16 protein-coding genes are annotated in these 17954 nt (G+C 35.8%); 9 read left to right on the top strand and 7 right to left on the bottom strand.

Annotated features, from left to right (window positions below; all coding sequences use genetic code 11):
- Positions 1–7 precede the first annotated feature (7 nt).
- Both SYN6308_RS12715 and tnpA read right to left on the bottom strand, forming a co-directional pair.
- Positions 8–1894 carry a DNA-directed RNA polymerase subunit gamma gene (locus SYN6308_RS12715; RefSeq protein ID WP_017294829.1) on the bottom strand — a complete coding sequence of 629 codons (1887 nt, stop codon included), beginning with the start codon at positions 1892–1894 and terminating at the stop codon, positions 8–10.
- 186 nt (positions 1895–2080) lie between these two features.
- Positions 2081–2530: an IS200/IS605 family transposase gene (tnpA, locus tag SYN6308_RS12710; RefSeq protein ID WP_017294828.1), complete on the bottom strand. Its 450-nt coding sequence runs from the start codon at positions 2528–2530 to the stop codon at positions 2081–2083.
- Positions 2531–2605: 75 nt separating this feature from the next.
- Here tnpA and SYN6308_RS12705 point away from each other — a divergent pair, with 75 nt between their 5' ends.
- The 5 genes from SYN6308_RS12705 (at position 2606) to thyD (ending at position 6558) form a co-directional block, all read left to right on the top strand.
- Positions 2606–3979 (top strand): RNA-guided endonuclease InsQ/TnpB family protein, encoded by a 1374-nt coding sequence (locus SYN6308_RS12705; protein ID WP_017294827.1) that lies wholly within the window; start codon positions 2606–2608, stop codon positions 3977–3979.
- Positions 3980–4131: 152 nt separating this feature from the next.
- Positions 4132–4581, top strand: a complete 450-nt coding sequence (gene ndk, locus SYN6308_RS12700) for a nucleoside-diphosphate kinase (protein ID WP_017294826.1) — start codon at positions 4132–4134, stop codon at positions 4579–4581.
- Between the two features lie 72 nt (positions 4582–4653).
- Positions 4654–5190, top strand: a complete 537-nt coding sequence (locus SYN6308_RS12695) for a peroxiredoxin (RefSeq protein ID WP_017294825.1) — start codon at positions 4654–4656, stop codon at positions 5188–5190.
- Positions 5191–5193: 3 nt separating this feature from the next.
- On the top strand, positions 5194–5508 hold the full coding sequence (locus tag SYN6308_RS12690) for a DUF3593 domain-containing protein (protein WP_017294824.1): 315 nt from the start codon (positions 5194–5196) through the stop codon (positions 5506–5508).
- Between the two features lie 123 nt (positions 5509–5631).
- On the top strand, positions 5632–6558 hold the full coding sequence (gene thyD, locus SYN6308_RS12685) for a thylakoid membrane protein ThyD (RefSeq protein WP_017294823.1): 927 nt from the start codon (positions 5632–5634) through the stop codon (positions 6556–6558).
- 265 nt (positions 6559–6823) lie between these two features.
- Here the strand turns inward: thyD and fabD are convergent, their stop codons facing one another.
- Entirely contained in the window at positions 6824–7705 is an 882-nt protein-coding gene (fabD, locus tag SYN6308_RS12680; protein WP_017294822.1) for an ACP S-malonyltransferase, read from the bottom strand.
- A 139-nt stretch (positions 7706–7844) separates the two neighbouring features.
- Between fabD and SYN6308_RS12675 the strand changes: the two genes are divergently transcribed.
- Positions 7845–8942, top strand: a complete 1098-nt coding sequence (locus tag SYN6308_RS12675; RefSeq protein WP_017294821.1) for an NAD(P)/FAD-dependent oxidoreductase — start codon at positions 7845–7847, stop codon at positions 8940–8942.
- 140 nt (positions 8943–9082) lie between these two features.
- Positions 9083–10552, top strand: a complete 1470-nt coding sequence (locus SYN6308_RS12670) for a DUF3084 domain-containing protein (protein WP_017294820.1) — start codon at positions 9083–9085, stop codon at positions 10550–10552.
- A 154-nt stretch (positions 10553–10706) separates the two neighbouring features.
- Here SYN6308_RS12670 and SYN6308_RS12660 read toward each other — a convergent pair whose 3' ends face one another.
- The 4 genes from SYN6308_RS12660 to glyQ form a co-directional block, all read right to left on the bottom strand.
- The gene (locus tag SYN6308_RS12660) at positions 10707–12068 is read right to left on the bottom strand and encodes an IctB family putative bicarbonate transporter (RefSeq protein ID WP_017294818.1); all 1362 of its coding nucleotides are present in this window, start codon (positions 12066–12068) and stop codon (positions 10707–10709) included.
- A gap of 114 nt (positions 12069–12182) precedes the next feature.
- Positions 12183–12959, bottom strand: coding sequence for a type 1 glutamine amidotransferase (locus SYN6308_RS12655; RefSeq protein WP_017294817.1), 777 nt, complete (start codon positions 12957–12959; stop codon positions 12183–12185).
- A gap of 103 nt (positions 12960–13062) precedes the next feature.
- Positions 13063–13482, bottom strand: coding sequence for a helix-turn-helix domain-containing protein (locus SYN6308_RS12650; RefSeq protein WP_017294816.1), 420 nt, complete (start codon positions 13480–13482; stop codon positions 13063–13065).
- A 75-nt stretch (positions 13483–13557) separates the two neighbouring features.
- The gene (gene glyQ, locus SYN6308_RS12645) at positions 13558–14460 is read right to left on the bottom strand and encodes a glycine--tRNA ligase subunit alpha (protein WP_017294815.1); all 903 of its coding nucleotides are present in this window, start codon (positions 14458–14460) and stop codon (positions 13558–13560) included.
- Between the two features lie 210 nt (positions 14461–14670).
- Between glyQ and SYN6308_RS12640 the strand changes: the two genes are divergently transcribed.
- Together SYN6308_RS12640 and SYN6308_RS12635 are read left to right on the top strand one after the other, a co-directional pair.
- Positions 14671–15807: a response regulator gene (locus tag SYN6308_RS12640; RefSeq protein ID WP_237741214.1), complete on the top strand. Its 1137-nt coding sequence runs from the start codon at positions 14671–14673 to the stop codon at positions 15805–15807.
- A 220-nt stretch (positions 15808–16027) separates the two neighbouring features.
- A complete protein-coding gene (locus SYN6308_RS12635) occupies positions 16028–17767 on the top strand; it encodes a M61 family metallopeptidase (RefSeq protein ID WP_026102051.1) in 1740 nt (579 codons plus the stop codon).
- Positions 17768–17954 lie beyond the last annotated feature (187 nt).

The raw sequence follows: 17954 nt of genomic DNA, 5'->3' as shown, positions 1-17954 counted from the left end.
TCAGGAATTAAACTAAATCGAAATCTAAGGCATCAATAATGGTTTTATTATAGATGATTCTTCCGGGGGTGGTGTGGACATATTGGGCAATTTGTTCACCGTCGGCAGTTTCTCTTACTTTATGTCCTTGATAGTATTTCCAAACACTACCATCGCTTAAAGTTTCTTCTTTAATGAGTTCATTACTACCCTTTCCTCCATCTACTTCTCCTTCAAAACGTACCCAGATATAGGCGTGTAAATCCACTAAACCTTGTTCATAGGCGCGTAAAGCATCATCCAGATTGGCGTAATAAGTATCCTTACCTTTGACAGCGGCAGGATTTTCGGCGGTTAGGTAATAACAACCTAAAACCATGTCTTGAGATGGTGCAATAATGGGTTTTCCTGTAGCAGGAGATAAAATATTATGACAAGCCATCATTAATAATCTAGCTTCCGATTGTGCTTCGATCGAAAGAGGAACGTGTACCGCCATTTGATCTCCGTCAAAGTCAGCGTTGAAAGGAGGACAAACTAAAGGATGTAACTGAATTGCTCTACCTTCTACTAACACAGGTTCAAAAGCCTGAATACCGAGACGGTGTAAGGTGGGCGCACGGTTTAACAATACGGGGTGTCCTGCGATAACTTCTTCTAATACTTTCCAAATACTTGGATCAGCTTTTTGAATCAGTTTTTTCGCCGCCTTGATATTATTCACAATACCTAAACGGATTAAACGGTTAATCACAAAGGGTTGGAAAAGCTCGATCGCCATTTCACGGGGTAAACCACATTGGTATATCTCCAAATTAGGACCGACTACAATTACCGAACGTCCAGAGTAGTCAACCCGTTTACCGAGTAAGTTTTGACGGAAACGTCCTTGTTTACCTTCGATAATATCAGAAAGAGATTTGAGGGGGCGACTATTACCACCAACAACCGTTCTTCCTCGTCTGCCGTTATCAATTAAAGCGTCCACGGCTTCTTGTAACATCCGTTTTTCGTTACGGATAATAATTTCAGGAGCAAGAATTTCCTGTAAACGATTTAAACGATTATTTCTGTTAATAACACGACGATATAAATCATTCAAGTCAGAAGTAGCAAAACGTCCACCATCTAACTGTACCATCGGGCGCAAATCAGGAGGAATCACTGGAATAACACTTAAAACCATCCATTCTGGTTTAGAACCTGTTGCGATAAAATTATCAATTAAGCGTAATCTTTTAATTAATTTCGCTCTTTTTTGCCCTTTACTCTTAACAATTTCTTCTCTTAATTTTTCCGCTTCTTCTTCTAGTTGTATTTCTTGTAAAAGACGTTCAACCGCTTCTGCACCAATACCGACTTCAATGCCTTCTAACTGAGAATCTTCGGCATAAATTTGTTCTTCAATTTCAATCCACTGATCTTCCGATAGTAATTGACGATAGCTCAAGTTTGTCGCATTACCCGGATCAAGAACTACATGAGAGTTGAAATATACCACTTGCTCTACATCCCGCAAAGGCATATCTAACAAGATACTCAGGTAGCTGGGAATACCTTTTAAATACCATACATGGGTGACAGGAGCGGCTAGTTTAATATAACCCATACGATGACGACGAACTCTCGACTCGGTTACTTCGACACCACAACGCTCACAGACGATACCTCTGTGACGCACTCTTTTATATTTTCCACACCAACACTCCCAATCTTTGGAAGGACCAAAAATTTTCTCACAAAATAACCCGTCCATTTCTGGTTTTTGGGTACGATAGTTAATGGTTTCTGGAGTGGTTACTTCTCCTACCACAATACCGTTAGGTAGTGTTCTTTGTCCCCATTCTCGAATACGATCGGGGGAAGCAATGCCAATTTTAACGTAGTCGAACTGTCTCTCTTGTTGATGATTCATGCTATTTCCGAGCTTACTCAACCCTTTAATTATATTCCGTTAGCTTATAATTTGATATGCAATTATTAGTCACGAAGATCCATAATATCATTTTTTCGACTTTATTTTGTGATATTTTGCTATTTATTTTCTCAACTTAGCTTCTTCGGTGAGAAGCCCCACGCAGTAAACACTATCAAAAAGCAACTATGTTTCGGCGTGGGATGAGTCACCGTCAGGGTTTAATGAGTCAGGACGACTCTGGTTTTCGATATATTTACGAAGTGTTGTTATAGTTACTCCCCCACAAGAGGCGATAAAATATGAACTATTCCAAAAGACTTCTTGACCATAAAACTTTTTGATTTGTTCAGGAAATTCTTGTCTTAATTTTCTACTCGATACACTTTTAAAATTATTGACAAATTTACTTAATTCCATAGCAGGATGGTATTGGAAAAGAATATGGACATGATCTTCTTCTCCGTTTATCTCTACCAACCTACATTCCCACTGTTCTAATAAGCCTTCAGTGATTTCATGGAGACGAGTGAGCATTTCTGCTGTAAATACGTTTCTTCTATATTTGGTAGTTAAGACTAGGTGAGCTTTTAAGTCACTCACGGATCTACCTCGACTATAAAAATCATTTTTCATTTGACACTTTCTTTTTCTTTATGTTATTATCAGTGATAGTAATTATATTAACACTAATATACAGTAATCAAATAAATGATCCTTAATTATCAGTACCGATGCTATCCTGAAGTGCCTCAAAAAAGCCAGTTAAATAACTGGTTACGGGTGTCACAGTATTGGTATAATTGGCAATTAGGAGATCGTTTTCGTTGGTGGCAGGAAAATCGTAGTAACTATGTCATTCCAAGTGGCGACTGCTGTTATATCTCATGTAGTCTCCCACCATTGGAGTTAAAAGAAAAACCAAGTTTTTACTCACAGAAAAAGTTATTACCTGAGAAGAAAAAAGACTTAATTATAGTAAAACATTCAGGGGAATTACTTGATTTATCTACTGTACCTTCTCAGACTTTACAAGACGTATCAAAAAGGGTGGATCAAACTTTTGAAAGGTATATTAAAGGTGATTGTAATGGGAAAAGAAGCGGTAAACCACGTTTTAAAAGTCGTTATCGAACTTTAAAGGTAGAAGCTCAAGCCATTCAGATTAAAAGGGTTGAGAAAGATTGGCTTTATTTGTCTTGCTCAAAACTTAACGGATGGCTAAAAATTAGGCTACATCGTGGTTTACCTCAAGGTTTTTCTCTTAAAAATATCCTTATTTCTAAAAAGGCTGATGGTTGGTATTGTACTTTGTGTTTAGATGCTCCTACTGTACCTATTTTTACACCTGATAAAATTGTGCCAACTTGGGATAATTCAATGGGAATAGATGCAGTATTATCAGGCGATGATTATCTTGCTACTTCTGAAGGACAAAAACTACCTTCTCTCAAGTCTTTTCGTAAACATCAAAAAGAATTAGCAAAGATTTCTCGCCTGAAAAACCATCAGAAAAAAGGTAGTAAAGGGAGAAAAAAACTTGCCTTAAAAGAAGGTAAAAAACATCAACAAATAGCCAGAGCGAGAAAGGATCATGGTTACAAAACAGCCCATAATTTAATTCGTACGGATAAAAAAGTCTTCTTTGTCGAAAACTTGAATCTTAAAGGATTATCAAAACGAAATAAAGTCAAAAAAGATATTGAAGGTAAATACTTACCCAATGGGCAATCTGCTAAGTCAGGGTTAAATAAATCTTGGCTAGATGCGGCTTTTGGGAATTTTTATGAAATACTGTCGTACATAGCCGAAAAAGCTGGTGCAGTGGTAATAAAAGTCAATCCTGCTTATACATCACAAGTCCTTTCTTATCGTGATGAAATAGTATTTACTGATTGTTCTATACGAGAATATTACGATCTTATTGAAGATATAAGGGTTGATCGTGACATTAATTCAAGTATAAATATAAAAAGAGTCGGGCTGGATCTGTTCCTGACTATAAATCGGCGTAGTGGGAAAATAACCAAGTCCAAGACTGGTAGTACCACAAAGCAAGTTCTAGCAGTCCTTAAAAGATACTAGAAGCCTACACTGTCACGAAGTGCAGTGTGGGTAGTTCACGTAATTTACAGAAAAATCAATATACCAGAATTTACGGGATAATTGACAATTGCTCAGGGACAATTGACAATAAAATTATCGAAAAATTATAATTCTGAAGATATAGAAACATTATGGAACGCACTTTTTTAATGGTAAAACCCGATGGTGTACAGCGTAATCTCGTGGGAGAAGTCATCAAACGCTTAGAAAATAAAGGTTTTACCCTAGTAGGTTTAAAATTAATGAGTGTTTCTCGTGAATTGGCTGAAAAACACTATGACGTACATAAAGAAAGACCTTTTTTCAGTGGTTTAGTGGATTTTATTGTTTCTTCTCCTGTGGTGGCTATGGTATGGCAGGGTGAAGGTGTGGTGGCTTCTGCTCGTAAAATCATTGGTGCTACTGATCCTTTAGCTGCAGAACCGGGTACGATTAGGGGTGATTATGGTGTTAATATTGGACGTAATCTTATTCATGGTTCAGATGCGATCGAAACTGCCCAAAGAGAGATAGCATTATGGTTTAAGGAAGATGAGCTGGTTTCTTGGGAAAACGCCATGCACCCTTGGTTATTTGAGTAATGATTAATAAGTAATAAGTAATAAAAAAATTTTTTCCCTAATCTCCTAGCCTCTCATTCTTCCCTGTTAATTATGATTAATTCTAAATTATCTATTCTATTAACTGTCATTATTTGTTTATTCATCGGTTTCGTTAATCCTGTTTTGGCTTTAGGGGGAGTGCAACCTCCTTTAAATCAACCTGCACCACAATTCACTTTATCCAGCAATACGGGAGATGGAGAAATTTCTTTAACCGATTATCAAGGTAAATGGGTAGTTTTATATTTTTATCCCCAAGATTTTACCCCCGGATGTACCCTTGAAGCTCAAAGATTTCAAAAAGATTTGATGCAATATCACGACATCAATACGGAAATTATTGGGGTAAGTGTGGATGATGTTAACTCTCATCAAGAATTTTGCGATGAGGAGGGTTTAAAATTTCCTCTGTTAGCGGATACTGATGGTAAGGTTAGTAAGGCTTATGGTTCATGGTTAAGTGGTCGATCGATCCGTCATACTTATATTATCAATCCTGAGGGCATTTTAGTTGCTCAATTTTTGGGAGTGCGCCCTGCTATTCATTCTCAGGAGGTATTGTCTAAGTTACAAGAATTACAGAGTTAAATCATGGAATCTTTTACCCTCAGTTTTTTCAGCAAAGAAACTTTATTTGCGGTTTCCCTATTTCCCTATCTAGGGTTTTTATGGTTTCTCACCAAGTCAAAGAAAACTCCAAAACTTGCGTTAATGGGTTTTTATCTGTTATTGCTATTTGTGGCGATTACCATTCCTGCAGGAATTTATGCAGAAACTCATTTTCATACTTCCTTAGCCAACGTAGATTGGTTACATGGTGGTGCGGAATTTTTCCTTACTTTATCAAATATTTTTGTGGTGTTAGGATTTCGTCAAGCAGTAATGGAAAAAGAAAAAACTCTTTAATTAATAGAGAATAGAGAATGAATCATTAATAAAAAAAAGTTCAATAAATTGAACGATAAATATTAGCCGTGTAATTCATTGCAGGGTGAGTTATTGATTAACACCTTATTAAGTATAAAATTTATGAAAATTGCGATCGCAGGTGCGACAGGTTTTGTTGGCACAAAATTAGTGGAAAAATTGGCTTCTGATAACCAAATAATTATTTTAACTCGTAATATAGAGAAAGCTCGAGCTACATTCTCTCCGAAAATATTACCTAACTTGGAATTTGTTAACTATAATCCCAAAGAGTTGGGAGATTGGCAACAGAAAATTGATGGTTGTGACGCTGTTGTCAACTTAGCTGGTGCGCCCATTGCTGAAAGGTGGAATGATAGTTATAAACAAGAAATTCTTGATAGTCGCCAGTTAGGCACTAAAACTATTGTAAGCTCGATCGAGCAATCAAGTCAAAAACCAAAAGTATTAATTAACGCCTCCGCCATCGGTTTTTATGGTACAAGTGAAGAACAAACTTATACAGAAATTAGTCCATCAGGTAAGGATTTTCTCGCTGAAGTTTGTCAGGCATGGGAAGCAGAAGCCGAAAAAGTCAAAAATAGTGGCGTGAGATTAGTAATTTTTCGCTTAGGCATAGTATTAGGCAATGGTGGCGCTTTAGCTAAAATGATACCACCTTTTAAGATTTTTGCGGGAGGACCCATCGGGGAAGGGAAACAATGGTTTTCATGGATACATCGAGAAGATGTGGTAGAAATGATCATCCAAGCCCTCAATGATAGTAACCTGAATGGTACTTTCAACGCCACTGCTCCTTATCCTGTCACTATGAATGAGTTATGTCAAACGTTAGGAGATGTGCTAAAGCGCCCCTCATGGCTTCCTGTACCTAGTTTTGCTTTAGAGTTACTCTTAGGTGATGGAGCAAAAGTAGTTTTAGAAGGTCAAAAAGTATTACCTCAAAAAACGATGGATGTTATGAATTATAGTTTTCGTTTTCCCCAACTAAAATCAGCTTTACAACATATCATCACCAACGAATTTTAACACGATTATTGAAACGAGGCAATATGGTATTGAGAAAATTTTATTAATTCCAAAGTCCACAATCTATTTTACCTCAGTTCGACATAAAGAAAATGATGAAAACTAGACAGGTGGACAAGTGGACAAGTGGACAGGGAGAAAAATTCTCAATATTTGATGTACTTTTGAGAGAATTTTATTCATTCATCAGAAATACAATCTTCCTGTCTTCCTGTCTTCGGAGTCTTCCAAGTCAGCCCTCACCTATTTTTATATCGAACTCAGGTTATTTTGCATCAGTACTTATAGTTTCAACGTTAAGTAAATTAACCCCTTTAAGAGTGCGTTTGATTAATCCTGTAAGCACTTTACCAGGTCCTACTTCTACCACTTGAGTTACATTTTCTAGGGGTAATTGCAACATAATCTCGCGCCAACGCACTCCTCCTGTCATTTGTTGCACTAATCTTTGTTTAATGATTTCTGCATCGGTGCTAGGAATGGGGTCAATGTTGCTTAAAATGGGTATAGTCGCATCACTAAAATTAACGGTGTCTAACACTTGGGAAAATTCGGCGGCGGCGGTTGCCATTAAGGGAGAATGAAACGCTCCCGATACTTTTAGTGGTACTGTTAATTTAGCTTTTACTTGACTAACTACCGCATCAACGGCATTAGGCTCTCCAGAAATTACAACTTGTCCTTCGTTATTATCATTGGCAATGACGACATTTTCTGTTTGAGAGACGATCGAATTTAAAATATCACGATCAAACTTCATGAGAGCCACCATTTTACCGCCTTCGGCTTTATCCATCAACTCTCCTCGTTTTTGCACTAACTTTAAACCTGTGGCAAAATCATAAACTCCTGCAGTGTAAACAGCTACATATTCCCCTAAGCTATGCCCAGCAACCACATCGGGGCTTTTTCCCTGTTCTCGCAATAAATCGACTAAAATAGTTTCAATGGTATAAAGACAAGGCTGAGTGTAAAGAGTTCGAGACAATATTTCTTCATCACCCTGACATATTTCTAACACAGACCAACCTAATATTTCCTCTGCTTGTTTAAATTTTTCTAGGGCGATCGAACTATTTTGTAATTCAACTCCCATACCTTGTGCCTGTGAACCTTGTCCGGGAAATACCCACGCTGTTTTAGTCATTTATATTACAATTTCTCTGATACTTTCAACGCCATATTATACCAAGTCTTAGGTATAATATGACCTCAGTTGGACAAAAGAAAAATGGAGTAATCATTAAATCCAAGGGGCATGAAGCAAAAATCCTTTGTTACAATCTATGAGTAAAATTATTGTTATTGGTAGTGGTATTGTTGGAAGTACGATCGCCTATGAATTAAGTCATAATCCCCATTTAGATATTACCTTAATTGATGAAAAAAATCCGGGTACTGGGGCAACGGGAGCGGCATTAGGTATTTTAATGGGTATTATTAGTCACAAAACTAAGGGGAAAGCATGGCGACTCAGAGAAGCGAGTATTAAAAGATATGATACCCTTATCCCTGAGTTAGAAACTTTGACGGGGTTACAGATTCCCTATAATAAACAAGGAATTGTTAAGTTACTTTTTGCTGATGATGATTTAAGCAAGTGGGAAAAATTAGCTCAAGTTCGATCGAATCAAGGGTATGATCTTTTTGTCTGGAGTTGTGATGAGTTAAAAAATCGTTGTCCTGAAGTTAATGTAGATGGTTTGTTAGGTGCTGTATATTCACCGTGCGATCGACAAATAAATCCCACTTTTCTGACAAAGGCTTTAGTCAAAGGAGCGTCCTTAAAGGGGGTACACTGTATTTTTGGGGAAAAAGTGATCAGCTTAACAACAGTGGATGAAGGAAATAATCGATATTGTCGTGAAGTTAAGTTAGAAACTCGATCGATCGACGCAGATTGGGTTATCTTAGCTACAGGATTAGGCACTTCACCTCTCATCGAATCTTTAGGTTCTAATATAATGGTTGCACCAGTATTAGGACAAGCATTATTGCTTAAACATTCCTCATGGCAAATCAAAGATAACTTTTCCCCTGTCATTACTGGGAATGATATTCATATTGTACCGATGGCAAATGATGAATTATGGTTAGGTGCTACTGTTGAATTTCCTGATAATGTAGGGGAAACTATACCCAACGAAGAATTATTAAAGAATTTACAACAAAAAGCCATCGAATTTTGTCCCAGTTTAGCCGATGCTCCTATAATGTTATCATGGACAGGCAAAAGACCAAGACCCGAAGGCAAATCTGCACCCATCATCGAAAAACTAGACAACTACGATAATATTATCCTTGCTACGGGTCATTATCGCAACGGCATTTTATTAGCACCAGCCACCGCCTTATCGATTCTTGAATTACTAACAACTACTTAAAATTTATACTTGGCAAGGGGATAAAGAGTTTTTAGTTTTCAATTCTCAATTTTCAATTCTCAATTCGAGTTTTCTCATTGTTCGTTAGACTAAGAATAGGTGTGAAAAAATCTGTGAGGAGTGTTTAACTCGATAAATTAATGACAAGTGCCTATATTCTGGTAATAGCAGTTTTGATCTTAGGAGGTTTAATTGCGGCATTGGGCGATCGCATTGGAACGAAAGTTGGCAAAGCAAGATTAAGATTATTTCAATTACGCCCCAAACAAACTGCAATAGTGATTACGATCGGTACAGGAATACTAATTTCTGCATCTACTTTGTTGATCTTATTTAGTTTAAGTAGTTCGTTACGACAAGGGATTTTTGAGTTAGATGAAATCTTACAAAAAAGGCGAGAAATTACTCAGCAATTAGAAACTGTCGAAAAAGAAAAAGAAAAAGTTGAAAAAGAATTAATTGAGGCTCAAACTAGACAAAATTCTGCAAGGGAATTATTAACTAAAACGGGCAAAGAATTAACTAAAACTCAAGCTCAATTAAAAAATATTTCTAGTCAGAGTGAACAATTAAAAAAAGAAGTATTAAAAATTATTGCCGAAAAATCATTACTGTTAGAGGAAAAAGAAAATATTGAAAAACAAAGAGAAAAGTTAGAAATTTCCATCGCTCAAAGGGATCAAGAGTTAAAAGATAATCAACTGCAAATAGAAGAACAAAGGGATATTTTAGAACAACAAAAGCAAACTTTAACACAGCAAAAATTAAGTTTAGAAGAACTAAAAAAGCGACAAAATCAATTACAATTAGAGATAAAATCTAGGGATGAACAAATTGCTAATTTAGATAAAAATATTTTGGCAAAAGATCAAATTTTAAAAAATAAAGAGACAGAATTATTATCTTTAGAAAAAGAATTAGCATTTTATCGCCGAGAAGTAGAGATTTTAGAACAATATTACCAAACTTATCAGGATTTGAGGGAAAGACCGATCGCTGTAGTCAAAGGGCAAGTTTTGACGGTAACTCTAGTGAAAACCGATAAAAATACTGATTTAGAAGAATTAATCGATGGTATTTTAAATGAGGCGAATCGTGGTGTCATGTTAATTTTAGGCTATGGTAATCAATCTCCTCATCAAAGATTTGTACAAATTACGAAGGGGCAAGTCGAACAAATGAAGCAACAATTATCTCAGAATGGAGAGTATTTAATCAGAATTTTGTCTGCTAGTAATTATGTGCAAGGAGAAGAAAGTGTGAGGATTTTTGCAGATGTTACTCCTAATCAGCAAGTTTACGCTAAAAATGAGACTATTGCGTCTATTTCGATCGAACCTAAAGATTTTCAAAGTACCGAATTACAACAGAAACTAGATTTTTTAATTTCTGTGACTCAATTTCGGGCAAGGAGAGAAGGGATATTAGGTAAAATTATCATCGGTGATGGTAAGATTGTCTCCTTAATCAACTTTATTCAAAAGTTAGAGTTATCAGATCAAAGCATTACTGAAATTATTGCTATCGCCGCTAATGATACTAACACATCAGGCCCTTTACAAGTCAACTTAGTAGTTATTTCCAACGGGGAAGAAATCCTTAGACTTTAATTAAGAATTAAGAATTAAGAATTAAGAATTAAGAATTAAGAATTTTTTCTCTAGTTTCCCCTTCTTCCTGTCCACTTGTCCACCTGTCCACTTGTCCACCTGTCCACCTGTCCACCTGTCCACCTGTCTCCCTGTCCACCTACCTATCCATCGATTACTCTTTGCTTAACTGTAAGGGAAAAGAAGCCACTACGGCTATACATAACCACCATAAAGTGTTAACTTGTGGGCGATACCACACAGTATCAAATAATCCTTGAGTAGCTAAACCGGCGATCGCACCTAATGCACCAATTACCCACATAGCTAGTAAATTGTTCTCAGGTTTAAGATTTTTAATGACTTGTATGCCCCGTTGAAAAGTGCTTGTAACGATACCTAGAAAGGCAATAAGACCGATTAAACCAGATTCGATCGCAATTTCAAGTAAAACGCAATAGGTACTTAAAGCCGTGAATTTTGTTTGCATATAAGTAGGATAAATTTTATTAAAAACCTGATTACCCAACCCAATGCCCGTTAAAGGATAATCAGCTAACATTTTTAGCCCAGAAGTCCAAACATTAATCCTAAAATTATTACTACTGTCACCACGCCACGAAAAAAGACTTGTGATTCTCAATCTTAAAGGTTCACTAATTAAAGCACCCATTAATACAAGTAGAATAAAACTACCGATTACGATGGGAATCAACCACTTACGCCAAAAAGGAGTTAGATATTCACCCCACCAAAACTTAAACGCCAAAAGAAAGACAACTCCCGTTGCTATCAATGCTAACCATGCACCACGACTTCCTGTAAAATAAATACAGGCACTGTGCATAATTAAGCTAAAACCAGCAAACACTTTTAACGGGATAGTTTGCCAGATGATTAAACCCACCACGGAAAAAGCCACCGCAGGAATTAAATAACTACCCAATAAATTGGGATTACCTAAATAACTATAAACCCTAGTCGTATCCGCAAGGGGAGAAGTGGGATCAGTCCATGTAGCAAGAGGTTTTACACCTATAAATTGTTGCCTCACTCCATAGGCACTAACGATTATAGAGACTAATAAATAAACTCCCGTCACCCAAGATAACAGTTTCGGATGTCGAAAAATACGACTAGCTAAGGCAAAGAAAAGTAAGTATAAAGTAAATTTGAATAACCCTGATAATGCTTCCATTTTGAGGGGAGAAAAAGCCGTTGCCACCACCGAAATTAACCAATAGGCAAAAATCCATAGATGAATTGGAGTAATTTGATTTTGTTTCACTTCCGCAAGGGTTAACAATGCCCAAAATCCGCTACTTGCCATTAAGATAATACCGACTAAAGTATTATTCGTAAAAGGGGCGGCAATGATGACAAGACAAATTAACACCGTTGCAATGACATCGGAGTAACTAAGTAGATAACTACCTGATTCCCAAGGGGAAACAATGCCGATTATTTTGCCTAATAAACTGGTTTTGCGCCAATTTAATAGGGGTGATTTTTCTTCTTTTAAAATTCCTTGATTCATAATTAGATGATGTTTTATGATGTTTTGGCAAGAGTGTCTGGAAGTGAGAGAATTACAGAGTTGGGGAAGTTATTAATTCTTAATTCTTAATTCTTAATTCTTAATTCTTAATTCTTAATTGCTTAAAATGCGTTTTAACATAGTTTTCCTGCCCTGATGGGCTAAACTGTCATCTAAGGGAGTTAAAGTAATTTTTTCTTGGTACTTATGTTCGATCGACTTGATAATTAACCAGTCAGCAAGAAAGGGATTTTTCGGTAAAAGTGGCCCATGGGCATAGGTTGCGATCGCATTCTGATAAAAAGCGCCTTCAAAACCATCCTCTCCATTATTGCCATAACCACTAACTACTTTACCTAAGGGTGACACTTCCCCTAAATATGTTCTTCCGCCGTGATTCTCAAAACCGATGACAGTGGGAGACTCCCCTAACATTTCCTTTAAATCTTGGGCTAAAGGTTCGGCTACAATATCAAAAGCAACATTCCCAATACAGCGAGGCACATTTTGCCCCGGATGTTTAGTAACTAAATCTAAGATACCTAATCCATCAATTCTTTGACCAAGGGCTGGTTCGTAGTATTTCCCTAGTAGTTGAGGAGAACCACAGGTAAAAACCCCCGGAATCCCCTCACTAATTTTGGTTTTCATTATTTCTGCTTTTTCGCCTTGCAAATCTCGCATGACAATTTCTTGTTGTCTATCCTGCGCACCTCCTCCTACGATAATGTCAAATTCTTGAAAGGTTTGAATATCGGTGTCTTGATCTAGCGGTAATATAGAGACATCTAAATTGCGCCATTGACATCTGCGTTCTAAACAGATAACATTACCTCGATCGCCATAGGTACTCATTAGTTTAGGATAAAGCCAACCGATAGTTAAGTGCATAGTCATTTGCTGATAGAGAATTTAAGCTCTGATATTTTTACAAAAAAGCAATTTTATTGTACAACAAAACCTAAAAACTATTAAAAGAAGTTATCAAAAAATTTTAAATAAATAATTCTGCTGGTACATTTAAAAAATTGCCTAAGGCTTTAGCCTGATTTATGCTAATATTTCTTTTTCCATTAATAACTTCAGAAATTACTCCACTCGAACCAATAATTCCTACTAAATCAGCTTGACGAAGATTATTAGAATCCATTAAATGAAGTAAAATTTCCTGGGGTTTTGCTTTTTCGATCGAGTAATTTTCTTGTTCATATTGTTCAATTAATAATACCAACAATTTTAATAAATTTAACTCTTCTAAAGTTTTATTTTTCTTAAACGTTAACTGTTCGACTTTTTCTAAGGTTTGTTGATATTCTGTTTCTGTTTCGATAATTTTTGGTAAAGTTTTACTTAAAAGATGACTATATATTTTAGTATCAATAGTAGGGATCATTTTTCCAATAGTTTTTGTCATAATAACAATTTTAACGTTAATAAAAATGTAAGTTGAATTAACACACTTTGTAACCCAACCTAAGATAATAAAATGTTAAGTATTGACTAAAATTTTTGCTGAATTATCTCTCATTAAAGGAAAATTTAACGACTCTCTTTGACTTAAATATTGTTGAGCAACTTCACGAGCTAAATTACGGATTCTGCCAATATATCTAGTTCTTTCTGCTACCGCAATAACTCCCCTAGCATCTAATAAGTTAAAGCAATGGGAACATTTTAAAACATAGTCTAAACTAGGCAAAACAAGATTTTTTTCGATTAGTTGTTTCGCTTCTTGTTCGTATAAATTAAACAGTTTTAATAATAAATCTGGATTGGATGCTTCAAAGTTGTAGATACATTGTTCAACTTCCCCTTGTAAAAATATATCGCCGTATTTTATGTCATCATTCCATTGAATATCATAAATGCTATCCACATCTTGTAAATACATCGCCAATCTTTCTAAACCGTAGGTAATTTCGATCGAAACAGGATGACAGTCAATACCGCCACATTGTTGAAAATAGGTAAACTGCGTAATTTCCATACCGTCTAACCACACTTCCCAACCGACACCCCAAGCGCCAAGGGTAGGAGATTCCCAGTTGTCTTCCACAAAGCGAATATCATGATCTTCCGTGTGTATTCCCAATGCCTTCAAAGAATCTAAATATATCTCTTGAATATTGTCAGGAGAGGGCTTAATTAACACTTGATATTGATAATAATGCTGGACTCGGTTAGGGTTTTCGCCGTAACGCCCATCGGTGGGTCTTCTACAAGGTTCTATATATGCCACAGACCAAGGTTCAGGACCGATCGCGCGTAAGAAGGTATTATGACTCATAGTACCTGCCCCTTTTTCGGTATCATAGGGTTGAGCAATGAGGCAGTTTCTGTCACTCCAAAATTGATTTAAGGTAGTGACGATCGATTGAAAATTAATACTCATGAACTATAGTTAAGATATTTTAAAATATATATAGAATATATAACAATCATCTTTTAGAATAAGAATAAATGCTCAAGAGTTATGACTTAGAAATCAGACAAACTCTGAATTTTATACTAAGATCAAAAAAATGATTATCAGCTTACTTCTAATTTATCATTGATGGATACGCCAAATAAAGAAAACTATAGTATTCCAATCAAGGGGTTTGTGGCTTCAAAACAAACCTATCTTTTCAACACCCTCAAAAAACATCAATTTAGTGGACTCGTAAAATTAGTGTATCCGGGGAAAACCCAATGGCATTTTTATCTGTCTATGGGGCGCTTAATTTATGGTACAGGGGGAGAGCATTCTGTCAGACGGTGGCGGCGCAATTTAGCCGCTTATCTTCCTAATATCGCTACCGATGCCAGTTATTTAGAAACAGAAATTCGATCGATTTCTGCCGATACCATTAAATTTTGTTGGGAATATGAATTAGTGCGCCGTTGGTTAGTCAATGGTAAAGCCGACAGAGAAGGAGTTATGAAGATGATTAATGGTATTCTCACAGAAATTTTTTTCGATCTCAATCAAACCACAGAAATTACTTTTCATCTCGATAATAAAATTCAAATTCCCCTATCAGAACAAATTTTTCTGGTGGATGCCAATCAATTCATTGTACCAGCTTGGCAACAATGGCAAACTTGGATTAGTATTAGGTTAGGAGATCGATCGCCCAATAAAGCCCCCGTAATTCGATCGGGCGAACAATTACAAGAACATACATCCCCCAAAACCTACGCCGCTTTCACAAAATTATTTAACGGTAGAAATACCCTCAGAGATTTATCCCTACAATTGAAACGGGATTTAAACCAGTTTAGCAGTTCCTTATTACCTTACATTCAGCAAGGCTATATCGATTTAGTCTCCGTAGCTGACTTACCCGCCCCTATTTCCCCTCCCACAGTCATACAAGTTGACGAAAACGCGCCTATCATTGCCTGTATTGATGATAGCCCTCTCATTTGTGACACTATGAATAATATCCTCAAAAAAGCAGGATACCAGTTCATCGGTATTACCGAACCCATGAAAGCGATCGCCAAAGTATTGGCAACGAAACCAGATTTAATTTTTTTAGATTTAGTAATGCCCCATACCAACGGTTATGAAATTTGTGCTAGTTTAAGAAAACTGTCTTTCTTTCGTCAAACTCCAATTATCATTGTAACATCTAATGATGGCATGATCGAACGAGTGAAAACAAAAATGGCAGGCGCTTCCGATTTTATTGCAAAACCCATTAATCCTGATGAATTATTAAATATAGTAACTAAATATTTGTCTTCTAAATAGGAACAGGAAGATTATATTTTGCTTGAATCAATAAAATTATTTTAAAGGACATCGAAATATTAGGAATTTTTCTACCTGTCCACTTGTCCACTTGTCCACCTGTCTCGTTTTCACCACTTTTCTTATATCGAACTGAGGTAAAGTTGGCGGAATTAAAAGGGGGATTGTCCAGAAATCATTTAGAACTGTTATAACAACCACAATTATTATTAAATAAACGATGAATAAATTTAGTCCAAATATCCATTATTTTGTTTCCATGGCTTGTCCAGAATCTCATTTATTTACCATCACATTAAATATTGAAAATTGGCAAGAAAATATCTTAGATTTAAAAATGCCTGTGTGGACTCCCGGTTCTTATTTAGTCAGAGAATACTCACGACATCTACAAAATTTTAGAGCAAACTCTACAGAAAATCACAATAAATTAAGTTGGCAAAAAAAAGCTAAAAATCACTGGCAAATTAACACAAAAAATCAAGAAAATATCACCATAAAATATCAAATTTATGCTAATGATTTAACCGTTAGAACTAATCATTTAGATGCAACCCATGGTTATTTTAATGGGGCAGCATTATTTTTTTATCTTCCTGATTATGAAAAATTACCATTCAAAATCTCGATCGAACCACCCTTTCCGCACTGGCATATTAGCACCTCATTACCAAGAATTTCCGACACAAAAAATACATTTTTAGCGGAAGATTTTGATACCTTAGTCGATAGCCCTTTTGAAATTGGTACACAAAAAATAGCTCATTTCACCGTAGAAAATAAACCTCATCAATGGGTAATTTGGGGAGAAGGAAATCTTAAACTAGGCAAACTAATTCAAGACACCATCAAAATTATTGAAACTGAAGCAAAAATATTTGGAGAATTACCCTATGAAGATTATTTTTTCTTGTTACACTTATCCGCTAGTGGTTTTGGTGGACTAGAACATAAAAACTGTTGTGTCTTAAATTATCCCCGTTTTGGCTTTCAAAAAAAAGAAAAGTACGATCGATTTATTCAGTTAGTAGCCCATGAATTTTTCCACCTTTGGAATGTCAAAAGAATCCGCCCTAAAGCCTTAGAAACCTTCGATTATGACCAAGAAAATTATACTTCTTCTCTGTGGTTTTCAGAAGGCTCAACTAGCTATTATGACATGATTATACCCCTAAGAGCAGGTATTTATAACCGACAAACTTTTTTTGAATTATTAAGTAAAGATATAAGCCAATATTTAAGCACTCCCGGCAGACAAATTCAACCTTTAAGCGAATCAAGTTTTGACGCTTGGATTAAATTATATCGCCGAGATGCTTATAGTAATAATTGTCAAATTTCCTATTATTTAAAAGGGCAATTAGTCACCTTATTATTAGACTTATTAATTAGAAAAAATAGTGATAATGAGAAATCTTTTGATAATGTCATGTTAACCATGTGGCAAAAATTTGGTAAACAAGAAATCGGCTTTACTCCCGAAGATTTAAAACAAGAAATAGAAGTAATTGCCAATACAGATTTAACCGAATTTTTTAACTTATATTTAGAGAGTACGATCGAGCTACCATTTAACGAATATTTTGAACCCTTTGGCTTAAAATTAGAAGCAAGAATAGACAATAATATGCCCCCCTATTTAGGTTTAAAAACTCAAAAAGATGGAGGTATAGAAAAAATAACCTTTGTCGATGCCAATTCTCCCGCAGGAAAAGCAGGAATTGATGCCGACGACGAATTATTAGCCATCGATAACTTTAGAGTCAATAGCGATAATTTAATGGACAGATTACAAGACTATCAAACAGGAGACATCATCAAATTAACCTATTTTCACCAAGAAGAATTAAAAACCGTAGAAGTGACATTAGAAACACCTCAACCCCTAGGCTATCAAGTCAAAATCATTGATAACCCCTCGAAAAAACAACAGGAAATGTTGCATAAATGGCTTAAATAATTGAGAATTGAAAATTGAAAATTGAGAATTAAACCACCCTCAAAAATTTTTATTTTGTTTGTAGTAAGGGCTTTAGCCCTCATTCTTCATTCTTCATTCTTCATTCTCCATTCTTTTATGTTGTTTTGTTAAGAAAATTAACATTTTCTTACACTATGTTGGTAAAAATACCAAGTTTTTTAATGTT

It is taken from the genome of Geminocystis herdmanii PCC 6308, from assembly GCF_000332235.1.
Taxonomy (GTDB): domain Bacteria; phylum Cyanobacteriota; class Cyanobacteriia; order Cyanobacteriales; family Cyanobacteriaceae; genus Geminocystis; species Geminocystis herdmanii.
Note: the sequence above shows the minus strand (reverse complement) of the source record. Positions and strands in the feature narration are given on the sequence as shown.